Genomic DNA, 14,079 nt, shown 5'->3' with positions numbered 1-14,079 from the left:
TCTCTCGAGTACAAGTCAGGACAGCCGCTCGCATCCTGCGGCGGGCGGTCCGGGGAGAACCCGCGTGATCGGGGCTCTCTGGGCGGTGGAAGCGAATGAAGATGGAGGCCGGGCCGCTTGCTCGCGGGCCGTCACGCAGCCTCTCTCACGCAGCCCGCAAGAACGCGGGCGCTGACGCCTGAACAGCATCTGGGGCCCCCGCCGGGTAAAGTCAAGACGCTCTGTGGGAGTGCGCGATCGAGCGGGAACTAAAGAAATCGCGCCCGGGTTGATCGCCCGACAAGTCGAAACCACGGAGCACAAAGATGCCAAAGGAGAATTTGGCGTCCGGGCGAGGATTCGCCTCGATGTCGGAAGACCGCCAGCGCGAGATCGCAAGCAAAGGCGGCCGCAGCGTCCCGGCCGAGAAGCGGTCCTTCTCCCAGAACCGCGGACTCGCGTCGCAGGCCGGACGGAAGGGCGGGCAGGCTTCCGGGTCCTCGCGCCACGTCTGAGAGGGTACGACGACTTTTTCGCCTCGGGCCGGAACCGGCCTCGGCGAAGGACGTTGAGAGAGCAACCGGCCCCGCTTTGCCCCCATCGGCCGGCACCTTTCAGGCGTGATCACCCCGGTGATCACGCCTTTCTTCTGTCTGTATCCTCGCTCGGCATACTGGAGTGCCCGAACGGAAAAGGGCGCCGGCAATGCCGGCGCCCTCGGGATGCGGGACGGGACGAGAGCGTCAGGCGGTGACGCGGTCCGATCGACGCGCGCTCTGCTGGAAGAACAGGGCCTGGCTGATCACGGCCGAGACATGCGCAGGCTGGAAAGGCTTGGCGATCAGGAAGGCAGGCTCCGGGCGCTCGCCCGTGAGGAACCTCTCCGGATAGGCGGTGATGAAGATCACCGGCACCTCGAAGGTCTCGAGCAGGTCGTTCACGGCATCGAGGCCGGAGCTGCCGTCCGCGAGCTGGATGTCGGCGAGGATGAGGCCCGGCCGCTTCTTCTCGGCGAGGGTCAGGGCCTCGCTCCGCGTGCGGGCGACGCCGGTCACCTTGTGGCCGAGCCCCTCGACGAGAGACTCGAGATCCATCGCGATCAGAGGCTCGTCCTCGATGATCATGATGTCGGTCGCGATGTCCGCGGCGAGTTCCCGGCCCGCCTCGTCGACGAGCTGGCGCACCCGATCGACGTCGGTATCGAGGATCGTCGCCGCCTCCTCCTCCGTGAACCCTTCCAGGCTCGACAGCAGGAAGGCTTGACGGGGGAGCGGGGTGATCTGGCCGAGCCGGATCTCGGCCGGCAGGTCGCGAGCGACCTGCTCGTTCTCCCCGTTCACCGCGAGCGAGTTCCAGATCCGCGTGAAGATCGTGAACAGCGCGACCTTCACGTTCGCGCCGCCTCCGATCATCCCGGGGTCGCTGACGAGGGTCTCAAGCGTCGCGGCCACATAGGCGTCGCCGGCGGCCTGGCTGCCCGTCAGGGCGCGGGCATAGCGGCGCAGATAGGGCAGAAACTGCACGACGAGCTGTGCTGCGGACATCCAGTGGCCTCTGAACAGAAACTTGCGAGCCGTTCGGGCGGCTCGTAGACAATCGCCCGCCAACCCGCAAGGTTGCGAAAAGTTCCAGCGCCGTCCGGAACCCGTTGCTCCCGGATGCGTTGAATTGCGATTTTTCGTGTTGATGTAGAAGAGGTTTGTGCATGGCGGGCTCGCCCAAGCGGGATGCGAAAAATCCCGGAGCCGCAGCGAAGCAGGGGGCGACCGACGGCCACGATCCGGGTCCGGGTCTCGACCGGGTCATCCAGGCTCAGATCGGGGACAAGCTGCGCGCCATGTACGGAGAGCTCGTCGAGCAGCCTGTGCCCGACCGGCTGACCGCCATCCTGGACCGTCTCAGCGCAGGAAAGGGAAGCGGCCGCTAGGGCGGCCGACGAGCGAGGTGCCGAGCGCCGCGCGAGGCCGCGCCCGGCATGTCTGCCGCTATACCGTGGGTGAGCGGCCGCGGAGCAGGCCGACCACGGCCGAGATCGCGAAGAGCACGATCGCGACGAAGAAGATGAGCTTGGCGATCTCGACCGCGGTGCCCGCGATCCCGCCGAAGCCGAACACCGCCGCAACCAGCGCGACGAGCAGGAAGGTCAAAGCCCAGCCAATCATGGTAATGCCTCTGTCAGTGCCGCCGTGCGGCGATGACACAAGAACACTCAAGCTTTTGTGGAGTTCCGTTGAGCTTGGCCGGACGCGATAAGGGCCGGCGAGACTTCCTATTCTTCCACGCGCGCAGGCGAGAGCGGGACGGCCCCGCCCGGCCCGGTCCCGCGATCGACCCGCTCGGCCAGCGTCACGGGTCCCGTCACCATCATGATGTAGTCGAACTCGCCCGGATTGTCGTTCGCCATCAGGAACTGGAAGTGCAGCCGGAACGGCCGGAAGAGGAGTGACCGGTAAGTCTTGGGCGAGACGATCTCGCGGAACTTCGACGACCGGATCACCGGGTTGAAGCATAGGGGCGGCCGCGGCTCGAGGCGGAGATCCCGCACCGGGTTGAAGCCGGCGAAGTTCAGCCAGTCCTGCGGCGCCTGGTACTCGACCCAGAGGATGTCGGCCGCGCCCGCGATCCGGGCGATCCCCTCGCGGCATCGGCGGGCCCGCGGGTTGAGGGCCACCAGCGGCAGGCACGACCCCATCGTCAGGAGGGCGATCCGGGCCCGCCCCGATCCGAGGCCCGGGGTGAGCTCGAGCGCCCGCGCGACCACCTCGACCGCCATCACGGCGCCCGACGAATGCCCGACCACGAGGATCTCGTCCGCATCGTCTTGCCGGGCGACCTCGGCGAGGCGCGCGGCGAAGAGATCGACCTTCGCCTCGTAATCGGGCCGGAGGCCGACACCGTGCTGCCAGTTGAAGAGCCAGTCGTGCAGGAGGTGCCATACGAACCAGCGCTCGTTGACCCGGTAGGTCAGGCGGAAGAACGTATAGGCGGCCGCGAGCGCGACGAGCCAGCCGGCCCAGCTCGGGATGTCGACGGCGAGCCGCGCCAGCGACACGATCCCCCATCCGAGCCCGAGGCCCAGCCCGAGGGTGAGCAGCACCATCACGGGCGGGTAGAGGGTGACGCCGCCGAACTTCCAGTTCAGCCGCCAGAAGCGCACCATCATGCCGGTCGCGATCGTGTACAGAAGTCCGCCGAACAGCATGAGGATGGCGAGCGGCAGCGGCCGGGCGAAGTCCCGGCGCACGATGTCGTCCCAGCGCAGGACCTCGAAGGTCGTCTCGGTCCGCCATTCTTCCCCCGCAGCCGCCACCGTCCAGCGCAAGCCGCGGGGGGCATCCGTCTTCTCCACGGGGGAGATCGTGCGTTCCTTCAGCCCGAAGCGCTTCGCGTAGCGGATCAGCTCGCGGACGAAGAGCATGCGGTAGCGCGTCTCCGCCTCCGGGTCGTAGCCGGGCACGTAGATGACGTGCCGCCGCCGGACGGGCCGATGCCCGGCCGCGTCGAAGCGACGATCCGGCGGCGTATACGAGATGGAGGCCGGCATGCCTGCTCGATGGAACGGGCCGAGGTCCCCGCTCTGTCCACAACCAGCTCGGCCGGCTCCTCGGGCCGGCCACGGTCCGGCACGCGCCTTGCCTTTTTCCCGGCATGCAGTAAACCCCGCCCCCTCCCGCATATTCCGCCGTCCTCACGCCGTCCCTCTACGTCACGGCTTGGCGCGGCATGGTCGGATGTGGCGGTCCGACGCTGCCGGTCGGCGCGGACATTCGGGACGATGCGGAGCGGCGGGCCCCGAGCTGTGGGCTTTTCGCGCCACCTCTCGTGTTCAGAGTGCCCCGTACGGGCCGGGACGTTGAAGCAGCTACCCGGCCCGTCTAAGACACATCTTCTGTCTCAGAAGAATTATATTCGGAGTCCGGTTCGTGCGAAGGACAGAGCAGCGCCAGGACGTCGTGGTCGTCGGCAGGTCTTGCCGGCTTCCCGGCGCTTCGTCTGTCGCTCAGCTTTGGTCGAATCTGCTGGAAGGCCGCTGCTCCGTCACGGAAATCCCGGACGACCGCTGGTCGAAGCAGAAGCACGGCCACCCGCGGCCGAAGGAGCCGGGCAAGGCCTATACCTGGGCTGCCGGCGTGCTCGACGATTTCTGGAGCTTCGATCCCGCCGTCTTCGGCATCTCGCCGCGCGAGGCCGAGCAGATGGACCCGCAGCAGCGGCTGCTGCTGGAACTGACCTGGGAGGCGCTGGAGGATGCCGGCATCCCCCGCTCGAAGCTCGCCGGACGCGACGTCGGCGTCTTCGTGGGCGCCTCGTCGCCCGAATACACCGTCATCCGCAACACGGACATGGCGGGCGGGGACGCCTATACGGCGACCGGCGGGGCGATCTCCATCATCTCCAACCGCATCTCGCACGCCTTCGACTTCCAGGGCCCGAGCTTCACGGTCGACACAGCCTGCTCCTCGTCGCTCGTCGCGCTGCACGAGGCCATGCAGGCGCTGCAGAGCGGCCGGATCGACACGGCGATCGTCGGGGGCATCAACCTGCTCATGAGCCCGTTCGGGTTCATCGTGTTCTCCCAGGCCTCGATGCTCTCGCCGACGGGGCTGTGCCAGACCTTCGACGCCAAGGCGAACGGCTATGTCCGGGCCGAAGGCGCGGTGGTGCTCGTGCTGCAGACGGCCGAGCGGGCGCGCGCGGACGATTCGCGGATGTATGCCCGGATCGCCAATTCGGGCGTGAACTCTGACGGGCGGACGAACGGAATCGCGCTGCCGTCGCGCTACTCCCAGGGCAAGCTGCTCCGGCAGCTCTACGGCGAATCCGGCATCGGGCCGGCGCAGATGGCCTTCGTGGAGGCGCACGGGACCGGCACGCGCGTCGGCGACCCGATCGAGGCCTTCACGATCGGCGAGGTTCTGGGCAAGGGTCGCCCGGCCCCCCTCCCGGTCGGCTCCATCAAGACGAATATCGGGCATCTCGAGCCGGCCTCGGGCCTCGCCGGCATGCTGAAGGCGATGCTCGCGCTCGAGCACGACCTCCTGCCGCCCTCCATCCATTTCAGCGAGCCGAATCCCGAGATCCCCTTCGACGAGCTGAACCTCAAGGTCGCGACGGAGCCGACCCGGCTCGCCCGCACGGACGAGCCGCGCTTTGCGGGCATCAACTCCTTCGGGTTCGGCGGCACCAATGCGCACGCCATCATCAGCGACCCGCCGCGCTTCCCGGCCCGCGCGAAGCGCTATACCGGGGGGACGGACCGCTTCGCCATCACGGGGGCGAGCCGCGCGGCAATTCTCGACCTCGCGCGCGACTACTCGGCCCGCCTCGCCTCGGCCTCGCTCGACGAGGCGCAGGAGATCGCGGCCGCCGCCGTCCACCGCCGCGAGCTTCTTGGCGAGCGCATGGTCGTCGAGTGGCGCTCCCCGCGCGATCTCGCCCGCAAGCTCGAGCGCATCGCGGACAAGGAGGACGAGGTCGCCGGCGCGACCTGGGGCACCGTGACCGAGGCGGACGGCCCGGTCGCCTTCGTGTTCTCCGGCAATGGCGGGCAATGGCCCGGCATGGGCCGCGCCGCCTATGCGACGAACCGGCACTTCCGCGAGGGGCTGGACGAGGTCGATTCGCTCTTCGACGCCCAGTTCGGCTGGTCGGTGACGGAGGCGCTCTTCGCGAGCGACCTCGAGCAGCGCCTGCCGCTGACCCACGTGGCGCAGCCGCTCATCTTCTCCGTCCAGATCGCGACGGCCCGGGCGCTCGCCGCGCAGGGCGTCACGCCGTCGGTGGTGCTCGGCCATTCCGTCGGCGAGATCGCGGCGGCGGCGGTGGCCGGCGCGCTCTCGCTCAAGGACGCGGTGCGCGTCATCCACGCCCGCAGCGCGCACCAGGAGCTCGCGCGCGACACCGGCCGCATGGGCGTCATCGTCGGGTCCCTGGAGCAGGTGGAGGCGATCGCCGCCGAGTTCGAGGGCGTCGAGATCGCGGCCTACAACTCGCCGCGCACCTTCACGCTCGCCGGCCCGACCGAATCCCTCAAGAAGCTCGGCCAGGCCGCCCGCAAGCGGCGCATGGCCTATCGCCAGCTCGACCTCGACTACCCGTTCCACTGCGCGCTGATCGATTGCGTGCGCGAGCCGCTGCTGCGCGACCTGGAGGGCATCCGCGGCCGCGAGGCCAAGATCCCCTTCATCTCGACGGTCGGCGGCGAGATCGTCGCCGGCGCCGCGCTCGACGCGGAATACTGGTGGCGCAACGTGCGCGAGCCGGTCCGGTTCGCGCCGGCGGTCGAGCTCGCGGCGCGCAACGGCGCCCGCATCTTCATGGAGATCGGGCCGCGCAGCGTCCTCCTCTCCAACATCAACGAGACGCTCGAGCCGACCTCCCTGCCCTTCTCGGCCCTCGGCGTCCTGGAGAAGAAGGACGAGCCGGAGCATGCGGACCCGATCCGCCCGGCCGCGATCAATGCATTCGTGAAGGGGGCCGCCGTCGAGCTGACCAAGCTCTTCGGCCCGGAACCCGCGGGAGCCGTCGAGCTGCCGCTCTATCCCTGGCAGCGCCGGGATTTCCACGTCCAGCCCTCGCCCGAGGCCGTCGGCTTCACGCTCGACACGCGCTGGCACCGGCTGATCGGCGGGCGCGTCACGCATGACGGCACCGAATGGACCGGCCTGCTCGACACGGCCCAGCTGCCGGAGCTCGGCGACCATGTCGTGGGCGGCCAGGCGATCCTGCCGGCGGCGGCCTTCATCGAGATCGCGCTCTCGGTCGCGCGCGACTGGTTCGAGACCGACACCGCCGCCGTGCTCGACCTCGACATATCCGTCCCGCTCCAGCTCGAGCGCGACCGCGCCAAGGAGGTCAAGGCGCGCCTCTCGCCGAACACCAACACGGTCGAGATCCTGAGCCGCGCCCGCCTGTCGCGCTCCGGCTGGCAGCTCCATGCCGTGGCCCGCATCACGCGCGGCGAGGAGGAGCCGATCCGCAGGTCGCTGCCGGCCGAGACCGGGGAGAGGATCGGAGCGGATGCGATCTACGCCGCCGCGGAGGCGGTCGGGCTGCATTACGGGCCCGAATTCCGCCTCCTGAAGTCGGTCACCCGCGTCGGCGACAAGGCGATCGTCGTCGATCTCGAGCCCTCCGCCCCCCATGGGGACTACCGCCTCGACCCGGCCCGGCTCGACGCCTGCTTCCATGGCCTCTTCGCGCTGTTCTCCGGCCTCGGAGCCGAGCGGCGCGGCACCGCCTATCTGCCGGTCCGCTTCGGCCATATCCGCCTGGCCCGGCCGGGTGCGCTGCCCGCCAAGGCGCTCATCGAGGTCACGCGCGCCGGCGAGCGCTCGATCCTCTCCGAGTTCACCCTGTTCGACGGCCAGGGCGCGCCGATCGGAGCGTTGAGCGAGGTCCGCTTCCAGGCGGCGCGCGTGCAGCGCGGGGCGATGCTCCCCGAACGCGCGCTGCTGATGAACGCGGTCCCGGCCGACAGCAAGGTGCTGGGCCGGAAAGGTGCGGGCGCGGAGCGCCAGGCTGTGCTCGATGCGGCCGCGCAGCTCGGGCTGGCGATGGGCGATGCAGCCGGCGAGAGCCAGGAGCAGCTTCTCCTCGAGGGCTGGGCGACCTCCGCCTCCTACGAGATCGCGCGCCGCGTCGGCCCCTCACTCCGGATCACCCGCGAGAATCTCGCCGCCTACCCCGCCGAGGCGGCGGCCTGGCTCGCCGCGATCCTCCACTCGCTCGAGCTCAGCGGGCTCGCGACCCCGACCGAAGACGGCTGGACGCTGGCGGAAGCCGCCAAGCTCCCCGATCCGGCGCTCGTTCTCCGGACGCTGGTCGCCGAGAACCCGAACCGCTCCGCGGAGATGCTGCTCGCCGCCGCGATCGGCGCGACGATCGAGACGGGTGAGCTCGGCCCCGACGCCTCCCTCTCGCCCGCAGGCGCGACCATCGACGGCTTCGAGCTCGGCGGCGCCTCCGTGCGGCGCGCGAGCGAGGTGCTGGAAAGGCTCGCGGACGCGGCGAGGCTGCTGGAGCAGGACGGCCGGGCGCGGAACGTGCTCCAGATCGGCTATGGCCCGCTCTCCCATGCCCTGAAGCGGCTCGCGGACGAGGACCGCATCCGGCTGACGATCTTCGAACCCGATCCGCGCCGGCTGGAGCGCGCCCGGCTGGCGCTGGGCGGCGGCCACGCGCTCGCTCTCGTCGAGAACGCCGATGAGCTCGGGCAGGAGGCGTTCGACGTCGCGCTCGCCGCCGAGCGGCTGCACCGCGTGAGCGGGGCCGCGCTCGCCAAGCTGCGCGAGGCGATCGCGCCGGGCGGGCTGCTCGCCGCGATCGAGCCGCTGCCGTCGCAGTTCCGCGACCTCACGCTCGGCATGAATCCCGGCTGGTTCGACACCGAGCTCTCGGCCGAGTTCCCGGTGAGCCCGCTCCAGAGCGAGGACGGCTGGACCTCGACGCTCCAGGCGAGCGGATTCGCGGAGGTGACCGCCACGGCGGTCGAGCTCGGGCGCGAGACGGCGATCCTGCTCCTTGCCGAGCCGCCGCGCGCCCATGCGGCCCCGGCCGTGCCGGAGCGCAACATCCGGATCGAGCCGACGCGCCTGAGCTTCGGCCGCGACCTGGCGGAGCGGCTCGACGCGCTCCTCGCGATGGACGGCCACAAGGTCGATCTGCGCCTGCCGGGCGCCGCGGTCGCGTCCCCGGCCGCGAACACCGATACGGTCCTCTTCGTCGCCGATCCGGCGCGGAACGGCCGGGAGGCCGATCTCGTCCAGGAGCTGTGCCTGGAGCTGAAGGCCTGTGCCGAGGCGGCCGCTCAGGACAAGGCGGAGCTCTGGGTCCTCTCCATCTCGGCGGTGCCGGGGGTGGCCTTCGCCGATCCGGTCACCGTCGCGCTCCAGTCCTTTGCGCGCACGCTGGCCAACGAGACGCCGAACGTCGCCGTCCGCCGGGTCTCGGCATCCTCGGAGGTCTCGCCCGATGCCGTCGCCGAGGCGGTCCGCAGCCTGATGGCGGGAGAGCAGACCGAGACCGACTTCGTCGTCGAGCCCGACGGCGTGCGGGTGCTCCGCGTCGAGGCGCTGCCGGAGAGCGGCGCCGGCCCGGAGGCCGGGGCGGCGCGGCTGGAGCGCGGCCAGGCCGGCGGCCTCGCCGGGCTCGCCTGGGTCGGGATCGAGCGGCCCTCCGCGGGCCCCGGCGAGGTCGAGATCGCCGTCGAGGCGACCGGCCTCAACTTCCGCGACGTGATGTGGGCCATGTCGCTCCTGCCGGACGATATCCTGGAGGACGGCTTCGCCGGCCCGACGCTCGGCCTCGAATGCGCGGGCACGGTCATCCGGGTCGGCGAAGGCGTGACGCGCTTCAAGGCCGGCGACCGGGTGATCGCGTTCGCCCCCTCCGCCTTCGCGACCGTCGCGGCCGTGCCGCAGAACGTCGTGGCCAAGATCCCGGAGGGGGTCGAGACGGAGGCGGCGGCGACCATCCCGGTGGCCTTCCTCACGGCCTATTACGCGCTCGTGACCCTGGCCGGCATGCGCCGGGACGAGTGGGTGCTGATCCACGGCGCGGCCGGCGGCGTCGGCCTTGCGGCCGTCCAGATCGCGCAGCATCGCGGGGCGAAGATCATCGCCACCGCCGGCTCGCGCGAGAAGCGGGAGCTTCTCCGGTCGCTCGGCGTCGAGCACGTGCTCAACTCCCGCTCCTCCGCCTTCGCCGACGAGATCCGGGACATCTGCCCGGACGGCGTCGGCATCGTGCTGAACAGCCTGGCGGGCGAGGCGATGGAACGCGGCCTCGCCGTGCTGAAGCCCTTCGGGCGCTTCATCGAGCTCGGCAAGCGCGACTACGTCGCCAATACCCGGATCGGGCTGCGCCCGTTCCGCCGCAACCTCTCCTATTTCGGCGTGGACGTGGACCAGCTCCTCTCCGACCGCGACCGGGCCTCGGAGATATTCGGCGAGATCATCGAGCTTTTCGAGGCGGGGAGCTTCAAGCCCCTGCCCTACCGGGTCTATCCCGCGGGCGAGACGGTGGACGCGTTCCGGCTCATGCAGCAATCCGGACATATCGGAAAGATCGTGCTGCGGCCGCCGGCGGAGCCGGTCCGGATGCCGCTCGAGACGGAGTTCCGGTTCGATCCCGCCCGCACCCATCTCCTCACGGGCGGCTTCGGCGGCTTCGGCCTGGAGACCGCGCGCTGGCTGGCGGATCGCGGGGTGAAGCACCTCGTGCTCACCGGCCGGAACGGCGCGGCGACGCCGGAGGCGCAGGCCGTCGTGGCCGAACTCCAGGCCCGCGGCGTCGACGTGCGTCCCGTCGCCTGCGACGTCTCCGACGAGAAGAGCGTCCGGTCGCTGCTGAAGCAGATCCGGGCCGACATGCCGCCGCTCGCGGGCGTCATGCATGCCGCGATGGTGCTGGAGGACAGCCTCATCGCGAACATGACCGAGGAGCAGTTCGCAAACGTGCTTAACCCGAAGGTGACCGGCGTCGGGCACCTCGACCGCCTCACGCGCGAGGACCAGCTCGACTATTTCGTCCTGTTCTCTTCCATCACGACCTTCGTCGGGAACCCGGGCCAGGCGGCCTACGTGGCCGCGAACGGCTATCTCGAAGGCGTGGCGCGGCGGCGCCGCCGCGAAGGCCTGCCGGCCACCGCCTTCGCTTGGGGCGCCATTGCGGATGTCGGCGTGCTCGCGCGCCAGAAGGGGCTCGCCGAGTCGCTCGCCAAGCGCGTCGGCGTGAAGGCGATGCCGGCCCGCGAGGCGCTCGACCTCATGGCGCAGGCGCTCGCCCGCGACCCGCGGAACGTGAACGAGGCCGTGATGGCCGTCGGCTCGCTGGACTGGTCGGCGGCCCGGCGCCTGCCGGCCCTTGCCTCGCCGACCTTCGCGGCGCTGGTGCGCGAGGGCGGGGCGATCGAGTCGAGCGAGCGGCAGTCGATCGACCTGCGCGCGCTCGTGGGTTCGCAGGACCCGGACAAGGTCCGAAAGCAGGTGATCGACGTCATCGTCGAGGAGATCGCGGCCGTGCTGCGGGTCCCCAGGCAGGATGTCGCGCTCGGCAAGCGCCTGTCCGAGATCGGCCTCGATTCGCTCATGGCAATCGAGCTCGCGACCGGCCTGCAGGACCGGTTCGAGCTGAGCTCGCCGCCGAGCGGTTCGGTCGGGGCGCTGACGGTGCCCGGCCTTGCCGAGACCATCATCGCCTCCGTCCATTCCGGCGCGCCGGACGACGAGGCGCGCGTCACGCAGGCGCTCTATGACCGCCACGCCGGCGCGGAGGTGGACATTAGCGTCGTCGCCCCCGTGCTGGAGGTGGTCCAAGCGGACGCGCAGTCTAGGAGAGGCTTGCTGCAGTGACGGAGGACCAGGGTGGCGGCCTCTCGGCGGAGGACCGGGAGGCCCTCTTCGCCCATGTGAGCCGGCGCCGGGCGAGCGCGCCGGCGCCGCGGGTCGGACCCGTGTCGATCGCCGCCCCGGAAGGCGCGACCGACTTCACGACCCTGCCGGGCTTCAAGGAGCTTCAGACCCAGAGCGCCTTCGCGTCCATGATCGGGCTCGAGAACCCGTTCTTCCGCGTGCACGAGCGTCGGGCCGGCGCCGAGACGCTGATCGGCAACCGCGTCCTGTCGAACTTCTCGTCCTACGACTATCTCGGGCTGAACGGCCATCTCGAGGTGCAGGACGCCGCCAAGGCGGCGATCGAGCGCTACGGCACCTCGGCCTCCGCGAGCCGGCTCGTCGCCGGCGAGCGTCCGATCCACCGCGAGCTCGAGCGGGCGCTGGCTGAGGTCTACCGGGCCGAGGACTGCGTCGTCCTAGTCAGCGGCCACGCGACGAATGTCGGCGTCATCGGCCAGCTCGTCGGCCCGAAGGACCTCATCGTCCATGACGAGCTCATCCACAACTCGATCGTGGTCGGGGCGCAGCTCTCGGGCGCGCAGCGGCGCTCCTTCCCCCACAACGACCTCGACGCGCTGGAGAAGCTCCTGATCGCGCAGCGCCGGCAGTACCATCGCGTGCTCATCGTCGCCGAGGGCCTCTACAGCATGGACGGCGACTGGCCGGATCTCGCCCGCCTCGTCGACCTGAAGAAGCGGTTCGGCGCCTGGCTGATGATGGACGAGGCGCATTCGCTCGGGGTTCTGGGCAAGCGCGGCCTCGGCATCTGGGAGGAGACCGGCATCGACCCGAACGAGGTCGACATCTGGATGGGGACGCTGTCGAAGACCCTGTCCGGGGCCGGCGGCTACATCGCGGGCTCGGCCGCGCTGGTCGAATACATCAAGACCAGCGTCGGAGCCTTCGTGTTCTCCGTCGGCCTCTCCCCGCCGGTGGCGGCCGCCTCCCGCAAGGCGCTCGAGATCATGCTGCGCGAGCCCGAGCGCGTCGAGCGGCTGCACCGCAACGGCAGGCTCTTCGTCGAGACCGCCAAGCGGCACGGCCTGGATACCGGCACGGCGGCCGGTACCGCCATCGCGCCCGTCATCCTGGGCGAGTCGCTCAAGGCCGCGATGCTGTCGAACCGCCTCTCGGAGCGCGGCTTCAACGTGATGCCGATCCTGCACCCGGCGGTGCCCGAGCGACTGGCGCGGCTGCGCTTCTTCATCACGTCCGAACATACGCCCGAGCAGATCGAGGAGGCGGCGCGGGTCACGGCCGAAGAGATCGCCGGGCTCGCCGGCACGACCGAGGTCCTGCAGAACCTCGCCAAGTCCTTCGGCTGATGACCGGGGAGCCCGTCGCGGCCTCGCCGGCAGCCGAGGCCTTCATCGCCCGTGCCCGCGCGAAGGAAGCCCGCATCGGCATCATCGGGCTCGGCTATGTCGGGCTGCCGCTTGCCCGCGCGGCCTGTCAGGCGGGCTTCCGGGTGCTCGGCTTCGACATCGATCCGGCCAAGGTCGCCCAGCTCAATGCGGGCGGCTCCTATATCCGGCAGATCGAGCCCGCCGCGATCGCGGCGATCGTGGGCCGGGGCCTGTTCGCGGCGACGGCCGATTTCGACCGCTTGGGCGAGGTCGACGCCATCCTGGTCTGCGTGCCGACGCCGCTCGGCAGGCATCGCGAGCCCGACCTCTCCTTCATCGAGGGGACCGCGGGGGCGATCGCGCCCCGCCTTCGGGCCGGCCAGCTCGTGGTGCTCGAATCCACGACCTATCCGGGAACGACCCGCGACGTGATGCGGCCGATCCTGGAGAGTTCGGGACTGCGCTCCGGGAAGGACTTCTTCCTGGCCTATTCGCCGGAGCGGGAGGATCCCGGGAACGCCGAGTTCGGCACCGCCGCGATCCCGCGCGTGGTCGGCGGGGACGGGCCGGAGGCGCTCGCCATGGCCGCCGCCCTCTACGGCGAGATCGTGCCGCAGGTCGTCCCGGTCTCCTCGCCCGAGACGGCGGAGGCCGTGAAGCTTACCGAGAACATCTTCCGCTCGGTCAACATCGCGCTCATGAACGAGCTCAAGGTCGTCTACGCGGCGATGGGGATCGACATCTGGGAGGTGATCGAGGCCGCGAAGTCGAAGCCCTTCGGCTTCATGCCCTTCTATCCCGGCCCGGGGCTCGGCGGGCACTGCATCCCGATCGACCCCTTCTATCTCACCTGGAAGGCGCGCGAGCACGAGATCTCGACCCGCTTCATCGAGCTCGCCGGCGAGGTGAATGCGAGCATGCCGGGATATGTCGTCGAGCGCCTCGCGGCGGCGCTCGATCGGCAGCGCGGGCGCGGGCTGAACGGCGCCAGAATCCTCATCCTCGGCGTGGCCTACAAGAAGAACGTCGACGACCAGCGCGAAAGCCCCGGCCTGCGGCTGATCGAGCTGCTCGAGGCCCGGGGTGTGATCGTGGGATACCATGATCCCTGGATCCCGGAGATCCGGCCGACCCGCGACCACCCGCGTCTCACCGGCCGGCGCTCGCTCGATCTCTCGGCGGATGTCGTCCGGTTCCAGGACGCCGTCCTCGTGGTGACGGACCATGACGCGGTCGATTACAAGCTGGTGGCGGGCCATGCCCGGCTGGTCGTCGACACGCGCAACGTCTTCGGACGCCTCGGACTTTCAGGCGCGGCCGTCGTGAAGGCGTGAGCCCGCAGAGACATCATTCTGGAT

General features: G+C 70.3%; 8 protein-coding genes. 5 read left to right on the top strand and 3 right to left on the bottom strand.

Features of this window, described 5'->3' with window-relative positions:
- Nucleotides 1–305: 305 nt before the first annotated feature.
- Nucleotides 306–494 carry a KGG domain-containing protein gene (locus HJG44_RS21175; protein WP_171220322.1) on the top strand — a complete coding sequence of 63 codons (189 nt, stop codon included), beginning with the start codon at nucleotides 306–308 and terminating at the stop codon, nucleotides 492–494.
- A 228-nt stretch (nucleotides 495–722) separates the two neighbouring features.
- On the opposite strand, the gene HJG44_RS21170 is transcribed toward HJG44_RS21175, so the two are convergent.
- The gene (locus HJG44_RS21170) at nucleotides 723–1,523 is read right to left on the bottom strand and encodes a response regulator (protein WP_171220321.1); all 801 of its coding nucleotides are present in this window, start codon (nucleotides 1,521–1,523) and stop codon (nucleotides 723–725) included.
- 161 nt (nucleotides 1,524–1,684) lie between these two features.
- Between HJG44_RS21170 and HJG44_RS21165 the strand changes: the two genes are divergently transcribed.
- Nucleotides 1,685–1,906: a NepR family anti-sigma factor gene (locus tag HJG44_RS21165; RefSeq protein ID WP_171220319.1), complete on the top strand. Its 222-nt coding sequence runs from the start codon at nucleotides 1,685–1,687 to the stop codon at nucleotides 1,904–1,906.
- A 58-nt stretch (nucleotides 1,907–1,964) separates the two neighbouring features.
- On the opposite strand, the gene HJG44_RS21160 is transcribed toward HJG44_RS21165, so the two are convergent.
- Both HJG44_RS21160 and HJG44_RS21155 read right to left on the bottom strand, forming a co-directional pair.
- A complete protein-coding gene (locus tag HJG44_RS21160; RefSeq protein WP_171220317.1) occupies nucleotides 1,965–2,141 on the bottom strand; it encodes a DUF1328 domain-containing protein in 177 nt (58 codons plus the stop codon).
- 107 nt (nucleotides 2,142–2,248) lie between these two features.
- On the bottom strand, nucleotides 2,249–3,523 hold the full coding sequence (locus tag HJG44_RS21155) for an alpha/beta hydrolase (RefSeq protein WP_210261255.1): 1,275 nt from the start codon (nucleotides 3,521–3,523) through the stop codon (nucleotides 2,249–2,251).
- A gap of 379 nt (nucleotides 3,524–3,902) precedes the next feature.
- Between HJG44_RS21155 and HJG44_RS21150 the strand changes: the two genes are divergently transcribed.
- The 3 genes from HJG44_RS21150 to HJG44_RS21140 are packed head-to-tail and all read left to right on the top strand — an operon-like array spanning nucleotide 3,903 to nucleotide 14,055.
- Nucleotides 3,903–11,333, top strand: coding sequence for a type I polyketide synthase (locus HJG44_RS21150; protein WP_171220316.1), 7,431 nt, complete (start codon nucleotides 3,903–3,905; stop codon nucleotides 11,331–11,333).
- Nucleotides 11,330–12,700 carry an aminotransferase class I/II-fold pyridoxal phosphate-dependent enzyme gene (locus HJG44_RS21145; protein ID WP_171220314.1) on the top strand — a complete coding sequence of 457 codons (1,371 nt, stop codon included), beginning with the start codon at nucleotides 11,330–11,332 and terminating at the stop codon, nucleotides 12,698–12,700. The genes HJG44_RS21150 and HJG44_RS21145 overlap by 4 nt, the downstream gene beginning before the upstream one ends.
- On the top strand, nucleotides 12,700–14,055 hold the full coding sequence (locus HJG44_RS21140) for a nucleotide sugar dehydrogenase (protein WP_171220313.1): 1,356 nt from the start codon (nucleotides 12,700–12,702) through the stop codon (nucleotides 14,053–14,055). Before HJG44_RS21145 ends, HJG44_RS21140 begins: the two co-directional genes overlap by 1 nt.
- Nucleotides 14,056–14,079: the final 24 nt, after the last annotated feature.

The sequence above is a fragment of the Enterovirga aerilata genome (genome assembly GCF_013044135.1).
GTDB classification, from domain to species: Bacteria; Pseudomonadota; Alphaproteobacteria; order Rhizobiales; family Beijerinckiaceae; genus Enterovirga; species Enterovirga aerilata.
The sequence above is the reverse complement of the archived record's forward strand: the minus strand, read 5'-3'. Positions and strand labels throughout refer to the sequence as shown.

Bases quoted from the DNA above. Each gene is read 5' to 3' on its own strand.
- HJG44_RS21175 (WP_171220322.1), top strand. From the start codon at position 306: ATGCCAAAGGAGAATTTGGCGTCCGGGCGAGGATTCGCCTCGATGTCG.
- HJG44_RS21170 (WP_171220321.1), bottom strand. From the start codon at position 1,523: ATGTCCGCAGCACAGCTCGTCGTGCAGTTTCTGCCCTATCTGCGCCGC.
- HJG44_RS21165 (WP_171220319.1), top strand. From the start codon at position 1,685: ATGGCGGGCTCGCCCAAGCGGGATGCGAAAAATCCCGGAGCCGCAGCG.
- HJG44_RS21160 (WP_171220317.1), bottom strand. From the start codon at position 2,141: ATGATTGGCTGGGCTTTGACCTTCCTGCTCGTCGCGCTGGTTGCGGCG.
- HJG44_RS21155 (WP_210261255.1), bottom strand. From the start codon at position 3,523: ATGCCGGCCTCCATCTCGTATACGCCGCCGGATCGTCGCTTCGACGCG.
- HJG44_RS21140 (WP_171220313.1), top strand. From the start codon at position 12,700: ATGACCGGGGAGCCCGTCGCGGCCTCGCCGGCAGCCGAGGCCTTCATC.